Source organism: Radiobacillus kanasensis, from assembly GCF_021049245.1.
In the GTDB taxonomy this organism is placed as follows: Bacteria; Bacillota; Bacilli; order Bacillales; family Amphibacillaceae; genus Radiobacillus; species Radiobacillus kanasensis.
The window spans coordinates 2217773-2238212 of sequence record NZ_CP088020.1 but is presented as its reverse complement, the minus strand read 5'-3'; the positions used below and the strand labels follow the sequence as shown (position 1 = coordinate 2238212).

The 20440-nt window shown below is 38.6% G+C and carries 22 protein-coding genes and 1 other annotated feature (1 of these 23 only partly in view); of the genes, 12 read left to right on the top strand and 10 right to left on the bottom strand.

All coding sequences use genetic code 11. The annotated features are described in order from the left end of the window. Positions 1-137, top strand: a binding site (T-box leader); it begins 72 nt to the left of the window's first position. Positions 138-193: 56 nt separating this feature from the next. From alaS to KO561_RS11660, 4 genes are all read left to right on the top strand, one after another. Then, positions 194-2842, top strand: coding sequence for an alanine--tRNA ligase (gene alaS / locus KO561_RS11675; protein ID WP_231093431.1), 2649 nt, complete (start codon positions 194-196; stop codon positions 2840-2842). A 99-nt stretch (positions 2843-2941) separates the two neighbouring features. Further along, positions 2942-3208: an IreB family regulatory phosphoprotein gene (locus tag KO561_RS11670; RefSeq protein ID WP_231093430.1), complete on the top strand. Its 267-nt coding sequence runs from the start codon at positions 2942-2944 to the stop codon at positions 3206-3208. Position 3209: 1 nt separating this feature from the next. After that, positions 3210-3626 carry a Holliday junction resolvase RuvX gene (gene ruvX / locus KO561_RS11665; RefSeq protein ID WP_231093429.1) on the top strand — a complete coding sequence of 139 codons (417 nt, stop codon included), beginning with the start codon at positions 3210-3212 and terminating at the stop codon, positions 3624-3626. 24 nt (positions 3627-3650) lie between these two features. Beyond that, positions 3651-3935 (top strand): DUF1292 domain-containing protein, encoded by a 285-nt coding sequence (locus KO561_RS11660; RefSeq protein WP_231093428.1) that lies wholly within the window; start codon positions 3651-3653, stop codon positions 3933-3935. 63 nt (positions 3936-3998) lie between these two features. Here the strand turns inward: KO561_RS11660 and KO561_RS11655 are convergent. Continuing rightward, positions 3999-5329 (bottom strand): IS3 family transposase gene (locus KO561_RS11655; protein WP_231093427.1). Its coding sequence is split into 2 segments (ribosomal slippage): positions 3999-4948 and positions 4948-5329, totalling 1332 coding nucleotides; the frame shifts between segments, so codons are not numbered across the junction. Positions 5330-5752: 423 nt separating this feature from the next. On the opposite strand from KO561_RS11655, the gene mltG reads away from it, so the two are divergent. The 5 genes from mltG to KO561_RS11630 all read left to right on the top strand — a co-directional run bounded on the left by mltG (position 5753) and on the right by KO561_RS11630 (position 11163). After that, entirely contained in the window at positions 5753-6871 is a 1119-nt protein-coding gene (mltG, locus tag KO561_RS11650) for an endolytic transglycosylase MltG (protein WP_231093426.1), read from the top strand. A 66-nt stretch (positions 6872-6937) separates the two neighbouring features. Further along, positions 6938-7585, top strand: a complete 648-nt coding sequence (locus tag KO561_RS11645) for an O-methyltransferase (protein ID WP_231093425.1) — start codon at positions 6938-6940, stop codon at positions 7583-7585. Between the two features lie 22 nt (positions 7586-7607). Continuing rightward, a complete protein-coding gene (udk, locus tag KO561_RS11640) occupies positions 7608-8243 on the top strand; it encodes a uridine kinase (RefSeq protein WP_231093424.1) in 636 nt (211 codons plus the stop codon). Between the two features lie 194 nt (positions 8244-8437). Next, positions 8438-8914, top strand: coding sequence for a transcription elongation factor GreA (greA, locus tag KO561_RS11635; protein ID WP_231093423.1), 477 nt, complete (start codon positions 8438-8440; stop codon positions 8912-8914). A 521-nt stretch (positions 8915-9435) separates the two neighbouring features. Continuing rightward, on the top strand, positions 9436-11163 hold the full coding sequence (locus KO561_RS11630; RefSeq protein ID WP_231093422.1) for a peptidoglycan D,D-transpeptidase FtsI family protein: 1728 nt from the start codon (positions 9436-9438) through the stop codon (positions 11161-11163). A 90-nt stretch (positions 11164-11253) separates the two neighbouring features. On the opposite strand, the gene KO561_RS11625 is transcribed toward KO561_RS11630, so the two are convergent. After that, positions 11254-11505, bottom strand: a complete 252-nt coding sequence (locus KO561_RS11625) for a hypothetical protein (protein WP_231093421.1) — start codon at positions 11503-11505, stop codon at positions 11254-11256. Between the two features lie 200 nt (positions 11506-11705). Here KO561_RS11625 and KO561_RS11620 point away from each other — a divergent pair, with 200 nt between their 5' ends. The 3 genes from KO561_RS11620 (at position 11706) to KO561_RS11610 (ending at position 13467) form a co-directional block, all read left to right on the top strand. After that, positions 11706-12440 (top strand): YrrS family protein, encoded by a 735-nt coding sequence (locus KO561_RS11620; RefSeq protein ID WP_231093420.1) that lies wholly within the window; start codon positions 11706-11708, stop codon positions 12438-12440. Between the two features lie 12 nt (positions 12441-12452). Then, on the top strand, positions 12453-13145 hold the full coding sequence (gene mtnN, locus KO561_RS11615; RefSeq protein WP_231093419.1) for a 5'-methylthioadenosine/S-adenosylhomocysteine nucleosidase: 693 nt from the start codon (positions 12453-12455) through the stop codon (positions 13143-13145). Positions 13146-13221: 76 nt separating this feature from the next. Continuing rightward, complete coding sequence (locus KO561_RS11610) at positions 13222-13467, top strand: YrhC family protein (RefSeq protein WP_231093418.1); 246 nt, start codon at positions 13222-13224, stop codon at positions 13465-13467. Between the two features lie 374 nt (positions 13468-13841). Here KO561_RS11610 and KO561_RS11605 read toward each other — a convergent pair whose 3' ends face one another. The 8 genes from KO561_RS11605 to KO561_RS11570 all read right to left on the bottom strand — a co-directional run bounded on the left by KO561_RS11605 (position 13842) and on the right by KO561_RS11570 (position 20356). Next, positions 13842-14129 carry a hypothetical protein gene (locus tag KO561_RS11605; protein ID WP_231093417.1) on the bottom strand — a complete coding sequence of 96 codons (288 nt, stop codon included), beginning with the start codon at positions 14127-14129 and terminating at the stop codon, positions 13842-13844. An 85-nt stretch (positions 14130-14214) separates the two neighbouring features. After that, on the bottom strand, positions 14215-14922 hold the full coding sequence (gene sigK, locus KO561_RS11600) for an RNA polymerase sporulation sigma factor SigK (RefSeq protein WP_231093416.1): 708 nt from the start codon (positions 14920-14922) through the stop codon (positions 14215-14217). A 137-nt stretch (positions 14923-15059) separates the two neighbouring features. Next, positions 15060-15437, bottom strand: coding sequence for a monovalent cation/H(+) antiporter subunit G (gene mnhG / locus KO561_RS11595; RefSeq protein ID WP_231093415.1), 378 nt, complete (start codon positions 15435-15437; stop codon positions 15060-15062). Next, the gene (locus KO561_RS11590; RefSeq protein WP_231093414.1) at positions 15418-15729 is read right to left on the bottom strand and encodes a Na(+)/H(+) antiporter subunit F1; all 312 of its coding nucleotides are present in this window, start codon (positions 15727-15729) and stop codon (positions 15418-15420) included. The genes mnhG and KO561_RS11590 overlap by 20 nt, the downstream gene beginning before the upstream one ends. Beyond that, positions 15726-16202 carry a Na+/H+ antiporter subunit E gene (locus tag KO561_RS11585; RefSeq protein ID WP_231093413.1) on the bottom strand — a complete coding sequence of 159 codons (477 nt, stop codon included), beginning with the start codon at positions 16200-16202 and terminating at the stop codon, positions 15726-15728. The genes KO561_RS11590 and KO561_RS11585 overlap by 4 nt, the downstream gene beginning before the upstream one ends. Next, positions 16202-17689, bottom strand: a complete 1488-nt coding sequence (locus KO561_RS11580) for a Na+/H+ antiporter subunit D (protein WP_231093412.1) — start codon at positions 17687-17689, stop codon at positions 16202-16204. Before KO561_RS11580 ends, KO561_RS11585 begins: the two co-directional genes overlap by 1 nt. Continuing rightward, positions 17682-18023: a Na(+)/H(+) antiporter subunit C gene (locus KO561_RS11575; protein ID WP_231093411.1), complete on the bottom strand. Its 342-nt coding sequence runs from the start codon at positions 18021-18023 to the stop codon at positions 17682-17684. Before KO561_RS11575 ends, KO561_RS11580 begins: the two co-directional genes overlap by 8 nt. After that, complete coding sequence (locus KO561_RS11570; RefSeq protein ID WP_231093410.1) at positions 18023-20356, bottom strand: Na+/H+ antiporter subunit A; 2334 nt, start codon at positions 20354-20356, stop codon at positions 18023-18025. The genes KO561_RS11575 and KO561_RS11570 overlap by 1 nt, the downstream gene beginning before the upstream one ends. Positions 20357-20440: the final 84 nt, after the last annotated feature.

The window sequence follows — 20440 nt, the reverse complement described above, 5'->3', positions numbered from 1 at the left end:
TTCGAAGCAAGAGCTATGGAAGCTAGATTGGAGTGCGATTAATAATTGCCGGTACACGCCGTTATTGTGATAAGGTGATGGATACACGTTTGTATTCATAATCAGGGTGGTACCGCGATTAAACTCTCGTCCCTGCTAAGTATAGCAGCGACGGGAGTTTTTTTCTGACCAAATGAAAAAGGAGATGGAAGCCATGAAACAACTAACATCGGCACAAGTACGTCAAATGTTTTTAGATTATTTTAAGGAAAATGGGCACCGAGTAGAACCTAGTGCCTCTCTAGTTCCTGTAGAAGATCCAACCCTTTTATGGATTAACAGTGGTGTAGCAACACTGAAGAAATACTTTGACGGTCGTGTCATTCCGGAAAATCCTCGAATTGTAAATGCTCAAAAAGCCATTCGGACAAATGATATTGAAAACGTAGGAAAGACAGCGCGTCACCATACGTTCTTTGAAATGCTTGGGAATTTCTCCATTGGAGACTACTTCAAAAAAGAAGCAATCGAAATGGCATGGGAGTTTTTAACAAGCGATAAATGGATTGGCTTTGACCCAGAAAAGTTAGCTGTAACTGTGCATCCCGAGGATGAAGAAGCGTATGAACTGTGGAGAGACGTAGTTAAGCTTCCAGAGGAAAGAATTATTCGACTAGAAGAGAATTTTTGGGATATTGGAGAAGGACCAAGTGGACCGAACACAGAAATTTTCTATGATCGTGGTGAAAAATATGGCAATGATCCAACTGATCCAGAATTATATCCAGGTGGGGAGAATGAAAGATACTTAGAAATTTGGAACTTGGTGTTCTCCCAATTCAACCATAATCCAGATGATACGTACACGCCACTTCCGAAGAAAAATATTGATACTGGAATGGGTTTAGAAAGAATGGTCTGTGTGATTCAGGACACGCCTACGAACTTTGAAACAGACTTGTTCATGCCTATCATTCAAAAAACGGAACAAATAGCTTCTGTAAAATACGGAGAATCTAAAGAAAAGGATGAAGCATTTAAAGTAATAGCCGATCACATTAGAACGGTTTCCTTTGCAATCAGCGATGGAGCTTTACCATCCAATGAAGGACGCGGATATGTATTAAGAAGATTACTTCGTAGAGCTGTTCGCTATGCGAAATTGATCGGCATTGAAAAACCGTTCATGTACGAGTTAGTACCAACTGTAAGCACTATCATGGAAGAGTTCTATCAAGAACTTAAGGGGAAACAAGACTTTGTAAAAGATGTTGTCAAAACAGAAGAAGAAAGATTCCATGAGACGCTAAATGAAGGTTTAGCAATTCTTTCTAGTATCATAGAAAAGCAAAAGCAACAAGGGAACAAAGTCATTCCGGGAGAAGATGTGTTCCGCCTTTATGATACGTATGGATTCCCCAAAGAACTAACAGAGGAATACGCTCAGGATGCTGGATTTACGATTGATGTCGAAGGCTTTGAAGAAGAAATGAAAAAGCAGCGTGATCGCGCAAGACAAGCACGACAAAAGGTAGATTCCATGCAAATTCAAGACAGTGTATTATCCGAAGTCACTGTGGAAAGCAGATTCATGGGTTACGATTCCCTCGAGGCAGAAGCCAACATTGTGGAAATGGTCAAGGAAAAACAATTGATCAATGCAGCGACTGAAGGGCAAGAAGTCTATATTATCTTAAATCAGACTCCTTTTTATGCGGAAAGTGGTGGGCAAATTGCTGACCATGGCTGGATTATGGGGGTTTCTGGAAAAGGTTTTGTAGAGGATGTACAAAAAGCACCGAATGGACAAAACTTACACCGTGTAACCGTGAAGGAAGGAAAGCTTACGAAAGGAGAAGCCGTAAAAGCCATCGTTGATCGTGCTTCGCGCTCCTTTGTAGAGAAAAATCACACAGCGACCCATTTACTACATCAAGCATTAAAGGATATACTCGGCTCGCATGTAAACCAAGCAGGCTCTCTAGTAGCGACGGATCGCTTACGTTTTGACTTTTCCCACTTTGGCGCTATTTCAGACGAGGAAATTCAAAAAATCGAAGCAATTGTAAATGAAAAAATATGGGAAAGCTTGTCTGTTTCCACAAGCTACCATGGTTTAGAGGAAGCAAAAGAAATGGGTGCAATGGCTTTGTTCGGTGAGAAATATGGGGATACCGTACGTGTTGTAAGAATTGGCGACTACAGCTTAGAGCTTTGTGGTGGTTGCCACGTCAGAGATACTGCGGAAATCGGTTTGTTTAAGATTACACAAGAAACCGGTATTGGAGCAGGCACCAGAAGAATGGAAGCAACAACCGGAAAAGGTGCCTATGAGTATCTGAACTATCGCCAACAGCTGTTAAGGGATGCAGCTCAGCTCTTGAAGACCAAAGAAGAAAACGTACCGGAACGAATCGAAGGTGTTTATCAAGAATTAAAAGAAACTCAGCGGGATCGAGAATCATTAAGCCAAAAATTGTCCAACCTAGAAGCAGCATCCATTTTGGACGAAGTAAAAGAATTTGATGGCATAAAAGTTTTGAATAAACAAGTAGATGTGAAAGAAATGAACCAGCTACGTAATATGGTAGATGAATTAAAACAGAAAATAGGCTCAGGAATTGTGCTTCTCGGCTCAGCTGCAAACGGGAAAGTACAGCTTGCTGCAGGGGTTTCAAAAGATTTAATTGATAAAGGGTACCATGCCGGAAATCTTATTAAGGAAACTGCTTCTCGCTGTGGTGGTGGCGGAGGTGGACGCCCAGATATGGCACAAGCTGGTGGTAAAAATCCAGATCAATTACCAGCTGCCTTACAATATGCAGAAGAATACATTCAATCTATTCAAGCTGAAGGCAAGTAAAGGTTAAATGATAGAAGTTGTCCATCTCTTTTAAATGTATTAGTATAGAACTAGGTTAAGTAGTAAATTTACGGAAAACGAGGAAATGGGGTGTGTTCAATGGACTCGATGGATAAAACCATGAAATTTAATTTTCCAGATGAACCGTTTGATGAGAACGTAAAAGATATCCTACTCACGGTCCATGAAGCTCTTAGAGAAAAGGGATATAACCCAATTAATCAAATTGTGGGTTACTTACTGTCAGGAGACCCTGCCTATATCCCCCGTCATAATGATGCTAGAAATCTCATTAGAAGAATTGAAAGGGACGAGCTAATCGAAGTACTAGTAAAATATTACTTGGAGCAGCATCGAGAGGCATAACATGAAGAAAATGGGATTAGATGTTGGGCAGAAAACAATTGGAGTTGCGGTCAGTGATGAATTAGGATGGACTGCCCAAGGGATTAAAACAATTAAATGGGATGAAGCCGACTATTCGACTGCAGATGAAGAGATACAAAACATCATCAAAGAATATGACATTCAACAAGCAGTTGTCGGTTTACCTAAAAATATGAACGGTACAATAGGCGAAAGGGGAGAAGCTTCCCTTTCCTATGCCAAATATTTAGAAGCGACCTTTTCTATTTCCACGATTATGTGGGATGAAAGATTGACGACCATGGCTGCAGAACGAATATTGTTAGAAGCGGACATGAGCCGAAAAAAACGAAAAAAAGTAATCGATAAAATGGCGGCCGCTCTCATTTTGCAAAGCTATCTTGATTCTAACAGCTAAGGAAAGAAGTATGGAGGTGTAGATATGGCACTAGAGGAAAAAGAGAGAATTATTATTCCAGATGAGAATGGAGAAGAGCATTTGTTTGAAGTTCTTTTCACATTCGATGTAGATGAAACGGGTCACTCCTATATCGCAGTTGTCCCAATGGAACAAAAGGACGATGAAGAAGTAGAAGTTTTCGCCTTTCGATATGAGGAAAAATCAAATGATGACGACGATCTTTCCTTATTCCAAATTGAATCAGATGAGGAATGGGAAATGGTAGAAGAAATGCTCAATACGCTGACAGAGGACGAAACTGATTAACAATCTAAAGACGAACCCTTTTCTGTTAAACTGTACCCTTTGTCAAGGACATTTAAAAAAAGACTAGGCAGCATTAAGAAGATGATCTCTGTACTGTACAGGGGTCATCTTTTTTAAATCCCATTGATATCTATAATTGTTGTAGTAAGTCATATAACTCTTAATCTCTCTTTTAAGTTCATCTAGGGTTGCACATGGTTTGATGAATGCCTCATCCTTAAAATGCCCAAAAAACGACTCTTGTGGAGCGTTATCCCAACAGTTTCCTCTTCTAGACATAGATTGACCTAAACCTAACTTCTTGACGTGCTTCTGGAAAGTAGGGCTAGTATAGTGCCCTCCTTGGTCAGAGTGAATAAAGGCACCTTTCGCTAACTTTACTCTTTTATTCCTTTTAAGTTTTACTAACGTATCAGTAGCTAGATCCAGGGTAATTCGATCGAGCACATGGTAGGCCAAGATTTCATTAGTTGATCCATCTTTAATGGTAGATAAATAAGCTTTTTGTCCCTTTCCATAATATAAATACGTAATATCTGTGAGTAATACTTTACCTGGGGTATCTTGCTTAAATTCTCTGTTTAATAAGTTCGGTAAGACACTGTGTTCTTGTGTAGCTTTAATCATCTTTTTGTGCGGATTAGCTCTACGGATTGGACAGACAATTTCATATTTTTTCATTATTCTTCTAATCCTTTTCAAGTTGTAGGTGATATGATATTGGCCTTCTAGGGTCATTTTAATTTGTCTTGCACCCTTTTTACGTCCTTTAAAGTGAAAGGCCTTTAAGATAATCTCTTTTGCAATCTCATCTTCTGCATCTCGCTTTTCTCTTTGTTCCCTTGATTGTAAAGAGAAGTAATTATAATATCCGGAACGTGAAACCCCAGCTATTTCACATAAATGGCTAACCATATTTTTAAGTTGAAATTTTTCGATAACAAAGTGAACAAGTAGGAATTTTTGTTCAGCTGATAATTTTACTTCTTCAGCCTCCTTTCGGCAAAGTCCATCTTTTTTAACAATTCGTTTTCTGCTTTCAATAAATTATTTTCGACTTCTAACCGTGCATATTTTTCTTCTAATGAATGTTCCCTGTAGCTTGGTCTACCAGAGTTTCCTTTTCTAGTATCTCTTAATCCAACTATTCCATTGTGTCTATATGCAGCACGCCACCTTTTCCCTGATGATCGAATACGGTCTATCCCAATAATATCAATATCAAATCCATTCTCTTCAAATATATGTCTTGGTAACCTTCCCTTTTCATTTTCAATGATGAAGAGACGTTTAAATTCATCAGTATAGGTGATTCCCTTAGGACCAACAGACTTTACATATGGATTCGCTGATAGTGTCTTAATTTCTCTCTCTGTAAATATCTTTTTACTCATTTGACCTTTCCCCAATCCCCATATTTTCTTAATTATACAAAAAAGTACCCTATAGGTAGACTTTTTTTTAGGTGTCTACCTTATAGGGTACAGTTTATGTTTAAAGGGTTCGTTTTTTGTACGACCAGATTTCATAATTCTACCTGTAGATCGTATAAGAAAAAAACAGATCCAGACGACTAGGGATTAGATTGCCGCTGCTTCGCAAATATACTTTGTATTCCGTGGGTTCACTAGGAGCTTCCGTTGAAAGGGCATCCGCAGCGAAAATCAATCTAGTCAGCATTTATTTCTTTAGTGCTTTCAAATGGTGCAGTCAATCATTTATGTTTGTAAACCATTAATGATTGGAAATTTTGGTAAGGTAATAGAAATTATGACGAACTATGTAGTATAATAGACCGGATGAAAGGGGGAAGCTCTATGTCAACGTCTGATAAGGGCGATAAACATAAAGACAACGTCCAACAAAGGCTAGAGGAAGCGAGAACAGTAAGAAAGATAGTTGTAATCGCCTTATCCGTATTGGGAGCTATTCTTATAATTGCAGGGATATCCGGTTATATTTATGTCTCGTCTGCATTAAAGCCTGTAGACCCTAATGATGATTCAAAAGTATCGATTGAAATCCCTATGGGCTCATCCACATCGCAAATTGCTGGTATATTAGAAGAGAATGGAATCATAGAGGACAGTATGATATTTCGTTTCTATATTAAATTTAATAATGCTACGCAATTTCAAGCAGGGGAATATGAACTATCCCCTTCAATGAAACTGGAAGAAATTATTGATGCCTTGCAAACTGGTAAAGTATTAAAAGAACCAGTTATTACGGTAACGATTCCAGAAGGGAAAACGATTGAAGATATAGCTGCATTGTTTGCAGAAAAAGCAAACATAAAGGAACAAGAATTTCTAGACAAAGTAAACGATAGAAAATATGTAGAGAAACTCATTGATAGCTATCCATCCATTTTGTCTGATGCTATCCTAGATCCGGAAATTCGTGCACCATTGGAAGGATACTTATTTGCAGCGACCTATGAATTCTACGTGAAAGACCCAAGTGTAGAATCGATTATCCATTCCATGCTGGAGAAAACAGAAGCAGTTGTGGAACCTTATTTGGATTCAATTTCCGAAAAAGACATGACGGTCCACGAAGCATTAACGATGGCTTCTTTAGTAGAAAATGAAGCAAGAACAGAAGAAGAAAGAAAAACAATCGCTGGAGTCTTTTATAATCGCCTAGATACGGGCATGATGTTACAAACAGATCCTACTGTATTATATGCATTAGGAGAACATAAAGACCGTGTCTTGTTTGAAGATTTGAAAGTAGAATCACCGTATAACACCTATGTTGTGACAGGATTACCGATAGGACCAATATCTAATTTTGCGGAAAACTCCTTGCAGGCTGTCTTAGAGCCAGCAGAGACAAACTACATGTACTTTATCGCAGCAGATGATGGAAATATCTATTACTCCGAAACCTATGAAGAACATCAACAGTTAACGGAAAAGTATCTACGATAATGAGAGGCAGGGATGAGGTAAATGGCTTCCCTGCTTTTCTATATGGAATTGAAAGGGAGGACCAGTATGGAGGAGCGATTAGAGGACTACCTCTTATCTACGTTGGATGATAAAAAGCCATGGGTTTCCGAAATGGAACAATATGCGAAAGAGCACCATGTACCAATCATGGAGCCGTTAGGGATAGAATTACTACAACAATTAATTCGAATTAAGAGACCAAAGAAAATCCTCGAAATAGGTACTGCAATTGGCTACTCAGCCTTACGAATGCTAGAAGCATATCCACAAGCCAATATTTATACGATTGAGCGTGATGAAGAACGTTTCCATGTCGCTCAGGAATATATTCATTCTCAAGAAGTAGAGGATAAGATTTCCCTCATCTTTGGGGATGCTTTAGAAACCACCTCTCTCGTTAAAGAGAACGGACCGTTTGATTTGTTATTTATTGATGCGGCGAAAGGACAGTACCAAGTGTTCTTTGAACAATATAGTCCATTATTGTCAGAGGATGGGATGGTTATTTCAGATAACGTGTTGTTTAAAGGATTGGTTGCCAATCAATCGGGAGATAATAAAAGACTAGACCAAATCGCCCAGAAAATTAAAAGGTATAATGAATACTTAGTGAACCACCCTAGATACAAGACGACCATCCTCCCAGTAGGAGATGGGGTAGCAATTAGTGTAAAAAGAGATAAAAGCGAATAGGAAAAAAGGAGAACGTTCGATAATGTCAAACCATAAGCCAGTAGTTATTGGAGTGGCCGGTGGAACTGGTTCAGGGAAAACTTCTGTTACGAGATCTATCAGCCAACGATTTGCAGATAAAACCATTCTAGTGATTGAGCAGGACTATTATTATAAGGATCAAAGTCACCTACCTTTTGAAGAACGTTTACGAACAAATTATGATCATCCTTTAGCCTTTGATAACGATTTGTTAATCAAGCATGTGAAGGAGTTACTAGATCATAAGCCAATCGAAAAGCCCGTTTATGACTATGCATTACATACACGTTCTAGTGAGACAGTAGAAGTGGAACCGAAGGACGTAATCATATTAGAAGGTATTTTAATATTAGAAGACCAGCGTTTATTAGATTTAATGGATATAAAAGTGTTTGTAGATACGGATGCAGATGTGAGGATTATTCGTCGCATGCTTCGTGATATCAAGGAGAGAGGACGTACGATTGATTCTGTTATCGATCAGTATATTAATGTGGTGAGACCAATGCATCTACAATTTGTGGAGCCGACGAAACGCTATGCAGACATTATAATCCCAGAGGGTGGGCAAAACCATGTAGCCATTGATATTATGGCAACCAAAATTCAAACGATCCTCAATAGGCAAACGATTTAATTACAATATTTAGAAAAGTATTGAAAAATAGTCGGAAATCTGCCATAGTATTGGTTAGTAGTTTTATACAGAAGAGGAAACACATCTAATACTGGCATAAGCATGTAATAAAAATAGGTAAAAAGAACCTGACGTACAATGCTATACGGATAGAACAAATCATTTATTGTTGGATTAAAGGAGTGTTAGGATTTATGGCAGCTGAAAAAAGTTACTACATGACACTGGAAGGTAAAGAAAAATTAGAAAATGAACTTCACTACTTAAAAACGGAAAGGCGTCAAGAAGTAGTTGAGCGTATTAAAATAGCTCGTGGATTCGGGGACTTATCGGAGAACTCTGAATATGATGCAGCTAAGGATGAACAAGCTTTTGTGGAATCACGAATCGCTCAAGTGGAAAACATGATTCGTAATGCGGTAATTATAGAGAATGACAACGATAATCCAGATGTCGTATCCTTAGGGAAATCGGTTACGTTTCAAGAGTTACCAGATGGTGATGAGGAAAGCTATACCATCGTTGGTAGTGCAGAAGCCGATCCCTTTGAAGGAAAAATCTCGAACGATTCACCAATTGCAAAAAGCTTACTTGGCCATGAAATTGGAGAGGAAGTTACAGTACCAACTCCAGGTGGAGACATGGTCGTAAAGATTATAGATGTGAAGTAAATAAAGACGCTGGGAAAAAAGTGTTTTTATCCTAAAAAATCCGAACAATGGTTCGAAATTTCTTTCATTAGAATTCGAATCAGTTCGGATTTTTTATGGTGCTTTTGTGTAATAAATTCGATACTTAGGTAGCTCTTCTAGCTTAAGGATATGAAAACAACTGCATCCATTTCTTGAATATTTAATATAAAATATTTAAATGAAATGAAAATATTTCGGTTAGGATTACAGAATGGCTAGCCATCCCTACTAGCGAAGTATGCTGCCGGAGCGTGGCATTTAGTCTAAAGTTGCCCTGTAATGATTATCCAAAAATGGTTACGTCGCAATTTATATCAAATATGAATAAACATCCAACTAATGAAAATTAGTTTTCTGAGCTACCTATCATGTAACCGTCCATCTATAGAGTAGGAAGTTCTAGTTTTGTCCCTGCCTTTTTTTATTTCATTCTAATTCTACGTGGACTAGGTTTATTTTCTCTATGTAGTGAGGATACTGCTAGCATGGGGTGAATAAAAATGAATTATAAAAGAGTAATAGGTTTTTCTTTTTTTCTATTAATAGGATTTGGGGTCATGTTGTATCGATTGGCAGATATTCAATTGTTATCAACTGAAAGTTTTGGTCCGAAAAATGTGAACCTGTTAGAAGAAAGCGTCGAACAGCGAACGACTGAAATAAATCTATCGAGTGGAAGAGGTATTTTCCTAGACAATGAGAAGAACCCCTTGAACCAAGCTATAAGAAAAGACATCGTCTTATTCCCTTTTCTTGATCAAATAAAGAACCAATCCATTCTAGAAGATTTGCCTGTTCAAACCTATCAATTAAAACAGAAAATAAAAGACTTAAAAAAACCAGCCTACTTATCGGATTTATTTTCAGTTACGATTACAGACACTTTGTACAATAAAGTAAAAAGTGTAAAAGTACCAGGCATTGTAGCTGTAGAAAGAACAGTAGTCCAAGATCCAACTGATGCGCAGCATCTGATTGGAATCGTTCGAAAGAATAAGGAGGAATATTTTAAACGATATCCAGAATCCGAAGATAAAAAAGATGCAAAACCATTAGGAATATCAGGTCTTCAAGCCACTTTTGATCCCTTTTTACAATCTGAAAACGAGCAAAAGATTTTGTACCATGTAGATGCACAGGGGGCGCCGATGATGGGGCTAAACCTAAGGTACGTCGGCGAGGCAGATCCCTTTTATCCAACAAAGGTGTTAACGACCATAGATATGAAAAAGCAAAAGCTAAGTGAGGAAGCAATCGAAAATTACAACATGAAAATGGGTGGACTGGTGCTCCTTGATATCCAATCTAGAGAGGTCCTTGCTATGGTTTCTCGTCCATCCATAGATAGTGACCAACCTTTTGAAGGAGATACGATAAAAAACCAAATGCTTACTGCCCATTTTCCTGGTTCTATCTTTAAAACGGTTACGGCAGCGGCAGCGTTAGAAACAGACAAGGTGGATTTATCACGGACATTTAATTGTGACCGGAATCTCTATGGGGATGGTCCATCTGATAGAAAATTGGGTAAACTATCCTTTACCGAAAGTTTTGCGCAGAGCTGCAACCGAACCTTTGCTCAAATAGCAAATGAGCTTGTTCAGCAAGATCGGACTATCCTTGAGACGTATGCGGATAAATTAGGGCTTTTGGATCCAGTTGGTTGGCAAGGACGTGTGTTTCACTTTGACGACTTTAAGCAATTTACCAATGAAGAAGATGGACAGGTGTGGGGAAACGAACAAGACCCATATGTGAACCGAGCTATTGCACAAACTGCTATCGGTCAGAAGGAAGTGAAGGTAACTCCACTAGCTATTGCCAATATGATGGCAACCGTAGCGGATGGAGGAAATAAAAAAGAAGTGAAGACTGTTCAAAAAATACTGTACAGTAATGGGACGACGATGTTCGACTTTCCTACCCATCCTATGACTGAAAATGTGTTGAAGCCTCAAACAACAAAGTTACTTCAAGGGTTAATGGAACAAGTTGTACAAAGTGGAACTGGCCAAACCTTTAAAGGGTTAGAAGTTTCAGGTAAATCTGGCACAGCAGAAACAGGCCAAGATGGTAAATATCATCATTGGTTTGCAGGCTATTTTCCAAAGGATGATCCGAAGTATGCTATGGTAGTTGTTGATTTATACCAGTCAGATGAGGCTTCGACTACGTATAAAGTATATAAAGATGTCGTAGCTAGTATCATGGAGGGAGAGTCGTCTTAATTCTATGACGATAGCCCTCTTAATGAGGGCTATGTATAGAGTGATAATGCTCGTCTAACAGAAAAAAAGAAGTTAAATACATGGATGTGATTAAGATGATCTTGGAATCTTCCCATCTTTCACTTGATATGCATGGTACGGAAGAAGGTTGTTAATGATAAAAGAATCCTTATCTTGCGCAACAATAAAGGCTAAGACAGCTTGTTCTTCCACATCAAAAAATTCAATCTTTTTACCATCGAGATAGAAAATAACAAATTGCTTTTTTGCTTTATCAAATCCTATGTCTTCGAATGAAGTTTGTCCCCACAATGTTCGATCAAACTTTGTTACCTTCAACAATGTTAAACACACTCCTTAGCTTCTTCCATAAGTTATATTAGATATATATGTAGGAACTCCTTCCGATATGCCAAAACTAGTAGTAGTTCGACAAAAATAGTTAAAGAGAAAGAACACATGATTCATTGGTTCTAATCTGTTATCATAGTATAATTTTGGTATCATAGTATAATAAGGAATAATACTAGAGGAGGGACACCATGTCAGACGAGTATAATGCATATACAAGAGCAGACAAATTTGAAAAACGAAGAAAAAATACAAAAGCAATCACTTTCCTACTAAGTATCGGAGGAATCCTCGTAATTGTGTTAATCGGATTCATCTTTTTTGGTGGCGACGATGAGAAGACAGCGCAAGACACAGAGGAACCGACTACTGAGTCAAACCAGACCGAATCAGAAGAATCTGCTTCTGAATCTGCCGATACAGAATCTACAGAGTCAATGGATGTAACAGAAGAGGAAGACACGGATGCTTCTTCTACGGGTGATACGGAATCTTCTAGTGATGAAAATAACGAAAATATTCAAGTAGAAGAAGTGAGTTCGAACGATGACAATGTTATAAAAGCCTATCGAGGTGACTGGGAGCCGATTGGTACGCAGCAAGAAGGAGAACACGTTATAACCTTTGAACAAGGAACTCAAGACTGGAAGGAAATGATGGATGCAGTTAGTCTTGCTACAGGGCTTAATCGAAATGATATGATCCAATGGTGGGTTTCTCGAGCAGGAGACCAATCAATTGAAGCGACAGTTTCAAACCCTTCTGAAACCGAAATCTATCGCGTTTCCGTTAATTGGGTTGACCAACAAGGATGGCAGCCAACTCTAGTGGAACAATTAAAAGAGAATGACCAAAAACATCGTTTCGAAGAGGACTCTTCAACAACAGAACAACAAGATTCTGAACAAACGGAACAGACAGAATAGGAGGCAGCCCAAGTGACAATTGGTATTATTGGAGCAATGGACGAAGAAGTAGATTTACTACAAAAAAGTATGGAAGAAACAAAAACAGAAAAAGTAGCAGGTAATACTTTTATCACAGGAAGATTAAGAGGGAAACATGTAGTTGTTCTTCAATCTGGAATTGGAAAAGTAAATGCAGCTGTAGCGACGACGATTTTACAGGAACGCTTTAATCCAAGCTTGGTCATTAACACTGGTTCAGCTGGAGGATTTGCCCCACAATTGCAAGTAGGTGATCTCGTTATTTCCTCTAAGGTTACGCACCATGATGTGGATGTAACAGCTTTTGATTATGAATATGGACAAGTACCAGGCATGCCAGCTATGTATGAAGCAGATCATAGTCTTGTTGAACTAGCGATGGAGGCAACGAAAGAGCTAGCATCCGTTCAAGCTGTAAAAGGAATCATTGCAACAGGTGATTCTTTTATGCAAGATGAAAATAAAATTGAATTCGTACGAAGTAAATTTCCAAATATGATTGCAGCCGAAATGGAAGCAGCAGCTATCGCTCAAGTTTGCTTCAAATATGAAACCCCATTTGTAATTGTACGCGCGCTTTCGGACATTGCTGGTAAAGAATCATCGGTTTCCTTTGACGCGTTCTTGGAGACAGCAGCAACGAATGCTGCGAACCTCATTATGAGCATGGTATCGAAGCTATAGTAAGGCCCTTCCATGATTTACATCCTTATTTCTTTCAAATTTATGGTATGATTTTGGAAGGGAAGGGGATAACGTTATGGAGGAAAAACGAGACGTTCTTAGAGCAAAGATTGAAGACTATAGTAGGTTTCTTGTTACGTTACTTATTGTGAGCGGTTATTTTTATATTGGAATGCTGATCCATACGTATATGGAGCCAGATCGTCATAAAGCTTACTTTCTAATCGTTTTGTTGTTAGTTAGCCTTTTCGTAGCAGGTTATTTTGCCATGTTACTGAAAAAATGGACGATTCGAATACAAAATGATGAAAGCATAGAATAAACCTCTATTTCCATTCGAAATAGAGGTTTTACTTTTCAGGGTAAAAAAATCGCTTGTTCTAGACATTAGTATTTTACAGTGACTCTTTTCAAAAGTGTTGTTGCTTTTTAACTCTCGCAGTTGATATAAAATGCGACGTAACGATTATTGGATAATCATTATAGGGCAAGTTTAGACTAAATGCCATGCTCCAGCAGCATACTTCGCTTTCCGCGGGCACGGTCTCAGCTTCCTCGGACTCGCGCTTTCCCGCGGGAGTCTACGTATGCTGCCTCCGCAGCGCCGTTTTAGCAGTCAACTTAATAAAATATATACGAGTCCTTATTTCGTTACGTCGCATATTATAAAAACAACAATCTTATAGAAAACAACTTTTATAAATAATTAAAGTAATAGTAACCGCCACCAATGAGGAGTAGGAGAATGATAGCGACAATAAATAAACCGTTTCCTGTGCCACCACCATATCCATATCCTGGTGCTCCAGCATATCCAGGCCCGTAGCCATAACTAGGGTAGTCAGGATAACCAGGATAACTGTAGCCAAAAGGAACTCCATAACCTATTCCAGGTCCATAACTAAAATCAGCCGTTTCAAATTCCGTTACATCTTCAAACTCTCCGTACGTTGGGTAATAAGGTGAATAACCACCATATGCCATAGTATCACCTACCTTTAACGAATATGGGATTATAGTGTATCGTATGATACAATCCCAATTCGCGTATAGGTGAATGACTCATTTGTTAATCATTCATTTTTTCTTTTCGATAGTATTCATGAAATACTTTCATTAAGGCTCTTTTTTCAATTCTAGAAACATAGCTTCTAGAAATTTGTAATTTTTTAGCAATTTCGCGTTGGGTGAGGTCTTCCTCGTTGTTTAATCCGTAGCGACAAATAATAACTTCTTTTTCGCGCTTGTCAAGAATATCTAGATACTCTCTGATTTTTTCCACTTCCATATTTAGTTGGATGTATTCAATCACGTCTTCGTTTTCGGATTGTAAGATATCGATTAAGCTTATCTCATTTCCTTCTTTATCTTGGCCGATAGGGTCATGAAGGGACACATCTTTTTTCGTTTTTTTTAAGGCTCTTAAATGCATTAAAATTTCATTTTCTATACAGCGAGCTGCGTAAGTAGCCAGCTTTGTCCCTTTTCCACTGGAAAAGCTTTCAATCCCTTTAATTAACCCAATGGTGCCAATCGATATTAGATCCTCGGTATCTTCTCCCGTATTTTCAAATTTTTTTACGATATGTGCGACTAATCTTAGGTTATGCTCTATTAGCATATTTCTAGCATTTTCGTCACCTTCCTGCATTTTCTCAATGTATTTTGCCTCTTCATCTGGTGGGAGAGGTTGAGGAAAAGCATGGTTTTTTACATAGGATACGAAGAATAACGCTTCCTTAATTAGAAAAGCTAGTGCGCTTAGAATGCTAGACAAGCACATGCACCTCCTACAGTTTGGGCTAGAGCCTATATACTAACCTTATGTAAAAAGGACGTAAATTGTGCCTGTCCCGCCTAAATTCCATAATAAAAAAAACAAGACACTCTCGCTTCAGAGAATGTCTCGTATCTTTACCCTTCTTGTTCCGTTTTCTTTTTATATGTCGAATAGGCATCCTGTTCTTCTCCGTTAAACCATGGTTTTACTCCACTTTCATGGGCCGCTCTAGATATCATATGACCGGAAACAGGTGCGGTCAATAATACGAACAAGAGGCCTAAAATTAACTTCCCACTGACAATTCCATGTTCGAAGTACAAGAATATAAAAGCGCCTATCATAATTCCTGCTATGCCGAGAGTGGATGCTTTTGTTGCAGCATGGAGCCTTGTGTAAACATCCGGAAACCGCAGAACTCCAATCGAACTGGAGAAGATGAAAAAGGTACCTGAAATCAAGCAGATGATAATGATTAAATCAAATATGACGTTAATCCATGTCCCGATCAATAATAACACCCTTTTCTAAGTATTTGGCAATCGCAATCGTCCCGATGAAAAGCAGGATTCCAATCAGTAATATAACATCATTAAATTTCGTTGTAAGAAGCATTATAGCGAGTAAACCAGCCATCGCCATTAAATTAATACCTATGGCATCTAGCGCAACCGCCCGGTCTGGATTGGTCGGTCCAGCAATCGCGCGAAAGAGTAAAATGATCAAGGAGATGGATGTAACGACAAAACAAGCAATGGTAACGATTTGAATTAAATATTGGGTGAATTCAGGTATGTTGCTCATCTTGTCACCTCCATAATCGCTTTTTCAAAAGTTTCTTTAATTGATTTGATGGATTCTTCAATATCATCAAGCTCCATCGCATGAATGAAAATCTCCCTGTTATCATCTGATATAGCAACCGATAGGGTACCTGGGGTTAACGTAATTAAATTAGCTAACAGCGTAATTTCCCAGTTGGATTTTAACACGGTTGGTAGTTTGAAAATACCCGGTTCTACATCTAACTTTGGTTTATATACGAGCTTTACAATCACAATATTGGAAAGTATTAATTCCTTAATAAATAGTTTAATTAATTTCAGAATATTGATTGCTCTACGCAGATAAAAGGCATCGGGAATAAAACGTTGCAACACGAGCAACAAAAGGATACCTATAATATATCCGAAGAGGAAGGTCGGGAACGTATAGCTTTCTTGTAAAAACATCCACATAATTGCGATGATGATGTTTAAGACAATTTGAAAAGCCATTATGGATTCCCCCTTAATACAGAGTTAATATATTGTTCCGGGTCCATCAAGTAACTGGAAATCTTTTCTACAGTAGGGTAGAAGAATTCTGCTCCTATCCCAAGAGCGACAGAAAAGAAAAGTAAAAAAGAAACCGGAATCGTTAGCTGCCTAGCCAATTTTTTATTCGGTACATAGGATTCATCTTTTTCACCCCAAAAGACTTGGATGAAGATCCGGATAATAGATAGTAGGATGAGTAAACTACACCCCAGTCCAATTATAGAAAGAGCGATTTGGTCGGCTCCAAAGGATCCTTGTAGTAATAAAAGCTTTCCAATAAACCCACTGAAAGGTGGAACTCCTGCCAGAACAAAAGCGGATAAAAAGAGTAACCAGCCTAGAAGAGGGTAGTGGTGAATGAAACCACTTATCTTTTTCATATTTGCTGTGCCGGCTAACAGGACGATCGCTCCGACAAGCAGGAATAGTGCACCTTTAATAATCATATCGTGGACTAAATAATAGACGGTTCCACTTACGGAAGTTTCGGTATTTATTCCAATCCCCATAATCATGAAGCCAACTGCTGGGATTACATTATAAGCGATGATCAGCTTGATATTCGTTGTTGATAAGGCTCCAATGACACCAAATACTAATGTGAAGCCAGCGATCCACAAGAATAACTCATGTGTATTCGTAGATTGTTGAGGAAACATGAGTGTGAACACTCTTAGGATTGAATATATCCCGACTTTCGTTAGCAATGCTCCAAATAGCGCAGACACGACTGGATTGGGAGCAGAATAAGGTCTAGGTAGCCAATAAAACAACGGGAAAAGAGCAGCTTTCGTACCAAAAACGAAGAATAACAAAATACTGATGGTTGTGAGAATCCCTCGTTGGTCTACTTCCGCTACTCGTTCGGCAATATGAGCCATATTAACCGTTCCAACAACAGAGTACAAGAAGGCTACCGTTGTAACAAACAAGATCGATGAAAACAAGTTTATTAAGACATATTTGATGGATTCACGTAATTGTACTTTTTCCCCGCCCAAAACAATTAAAGCGTAAGATGCCATTAACAATACTTCGAAAAAGACGAACAAGTTAAACAAATCTCCCGTTAAAAAGGCACCAGATACACCAGTGATTAGAAGAAAAAAGAAGGTGTAAAAGTAATGGGATTCTTGTTTTTTGCTTAACGAGTATGGCGCATACCAAACGGCAGCTAATGCGATGATGTTTGTCGTCAACACCAGTAGTGCTGATAGTAAGTCCGCGACAATAACTATTCCATATGGTGCAGCCCAATCCCCAGTTTCAAGAATAATGGGACCATCTTGACTTACTCGAATAAAAAGATAACTTACGTACAGAAGATTCCCGATTGTTAAAGCTTTAGCTAGTAATCGAGAGAGGTTGATATTTTTATTGAAAAAGGCCAATAGAATTCCAGATAGCATCGGAATTAAGATTGGCAATATGGCTAAGTTACTCATAGTCATTCCCTCGCAATTGATCCATATTATCCGTTTCATTTTCTTTAGCTGCACGATATGCCAAAACTAATAAAAGACTAGTTACCCCAAAACTAATAACAATAGACGTAAGAATAAGAGCTTGCGGTAATGGGTCTACATAGTTGTGACTGTCGTGGTCCGTTAAGATAGGTGGTTTTCCATCCGTTAGGCCACCCATCGTTAAAATGAACAAATGGGCTCCGTGAGAGAGTAAACCAGTACCGATTATGATTCGAATGAGCTGTTTTTGAAGTAAGTTGTAAATACCTGCAGTAAATAAGATACCAGCAAGGATGGACATAATGATTTCCATCAGTCCACCTCCTTGTTTCGTCGAATTTTGATTAGACTATAGATACCAAGCGCTGCTATACCTAACACGGTTATTTCAAATAATGTATCCAATCCACGCATGTCCACGAGGATGACGTTTACGACGTTGTCCCCGCCCCCTAATGTATGAGAGGTTTCGATGAAATACTCTGAAATACTAGGGAACCATTTGCTGCTATGGGAAGAAATAGCCACAAGTGTTAAGAGTGTACCAAATCCAATTGAAATAGCAGCATTCAATAATTTAGTACGAACCGTGTCCTGTTTTGGTTTCATCTTCGGTAAGTGATAGAAACAGAGTAAGAATAACGCGACAGTAATCGTCTCAATTACTAATTGTGTCAAAGCTAAATCAGGGGCCCGGTAAATGACGAACAGAATCGATAATCCATAACCGACAACACCTAGAATTAAAATAGCTGCTACATTATTTCGTGCTACGATCGTTCCGATTGCCGCAACAACCATCATGACAGCTACTAATAATTCCGAAATTTTGATTTCAGAAGGATCTGCCGTTAAAAACGCAAATCCGTCACTCGTCACTAAAGTAAATATACTTACGATAAACATCGCTACTACGATGAGTTGTGTATAAAGTCGTAGAGAGCCCGTCATATAACCTTTTGTAATCGTAGCTGAAAACGGCTCTATTTTTGTAACAAACTGGTCGTACAATCGATTGAACGTCCATCGCGTTGGAAGCTTTTGATATAAAGTCTCCCATTTTTTCTTCGTCATAAACAAAACAGTGCCAATTCCTACAACAGCTAAAGACATAAGAAACTTCGCATCCAGTCCATGCCAATAAGCGATATGATGCTCTTCATGTACACCTGATACGGCGTAGGCTGCGTGAGCGAGTAGGGGAGAGTTCACTATTGTTGGGAACAAGCCAATTACAATTACTCCAATAATCAACACAATAGGAGAAATCAGCATCCCGATTGGTGCCTCATGTGGCTTTTTAGGCAATTGTTCGATCTTTGCCTTACCTCGGAACACTCCAAACACAAAGTACATGGAATAAATAAACGTAAAGATACTTCCAAATACCGCTAGCCATGGTAAAATATGTTGGATAAACATGGCGAACGAGGCACTGTATTCAGAGCCGTGTAAGGTTGATTCAAAAAACAACTCTTTACTATAGAAACCATTTAGAAATGGAAGGGGAACCCCCGCCATGGAGAACGTTCCGAAAAAGGCTAACGTCGCTGATATAGGAAGTAACGTCATCAATCCACCAAGTTTACGTATATCTCTCGTACCCGTTTCATGATCGATAATGCCAGCGATCATGAATAAACTTCCCTTAAAAGTTGCGTGGTTTAGGATATGAAACATGGCAGCAAATACAGCCACTTCTGTTCCGATTCCTAACATGGTCATAATCATACCGAGCTGACTAATCGTTGAAAAAGCCAAAATACCTTTTAAATCAGTCTGTTTGATGGCCAAGAATGACGCCCAACATAGAGTAAGAATTCCAATACCACCTACTACGATAAAAAACCAATCATATCCGTGGAAAAGGGGTGACATTCTTGCTACTAAATAAATTCCTGCTTTAACCATAGTGGCTGAGTGTAAGTATGCACTTACAGGTGTCGGAGCTTCCATTGCGTCAGGAAGCCAAATATGGAATGGGAATTGAGCGGATTTTGTGAATGCTCCTAGAATAAGTAATCCCATTATAAGAGGGAGGTACGAGTGATTTAATATCATTTCACTTTCAGAAAGAATACCTTGAATACTTGTTGTCCCCGTAATATTCGATAGAAGGATAAATCCCCCCAACATGCTTAAGCCACCTATTACGGTAATGAGCATCGATTTCAGCGCCCCATAACGAGACCTTTCATTAAAATGCCAATACCCGATTAATAGAAAGGAAGAAATGGAAGTTAGTTCCCAAAACGTATAGAGTACAAACACGTTATCTGAAAGGACGACGCCGAGCATAGCGGACATAAACATTAGTAAATAGATATAAAAGTGACCGAGTCGTTCTGATTTGTCTAAATAGAAGATGGAGTACAAGGTCACCAGAGAACCAATCCCACTAATCAGCAATACAAATAATAAACTTAAACCGTCTAAGTAAAAGTCAAAGGAAATATGTAAAGAGGGGATCCAAGCAAAATGTTGCGTAATTGGTTCAAAATCAGTTCCTAAATGACGTGCAAAATAAATGAAAATAACTAGGGGAATAGCTAACACAAAATATCCAGTATGTATCTTTTCTTTCCGTTTATTAATAAAAGGAATAAAGAAAGCAAATATAAGTGGTAATAACACGATGAGTAACATTTCGTCATACTCCTCCTTATGTGGGGTCATAATCTTAGTAAGTCAATTCCTTTTTGATCTACAAGAATTAGGGTAAGATGCAGT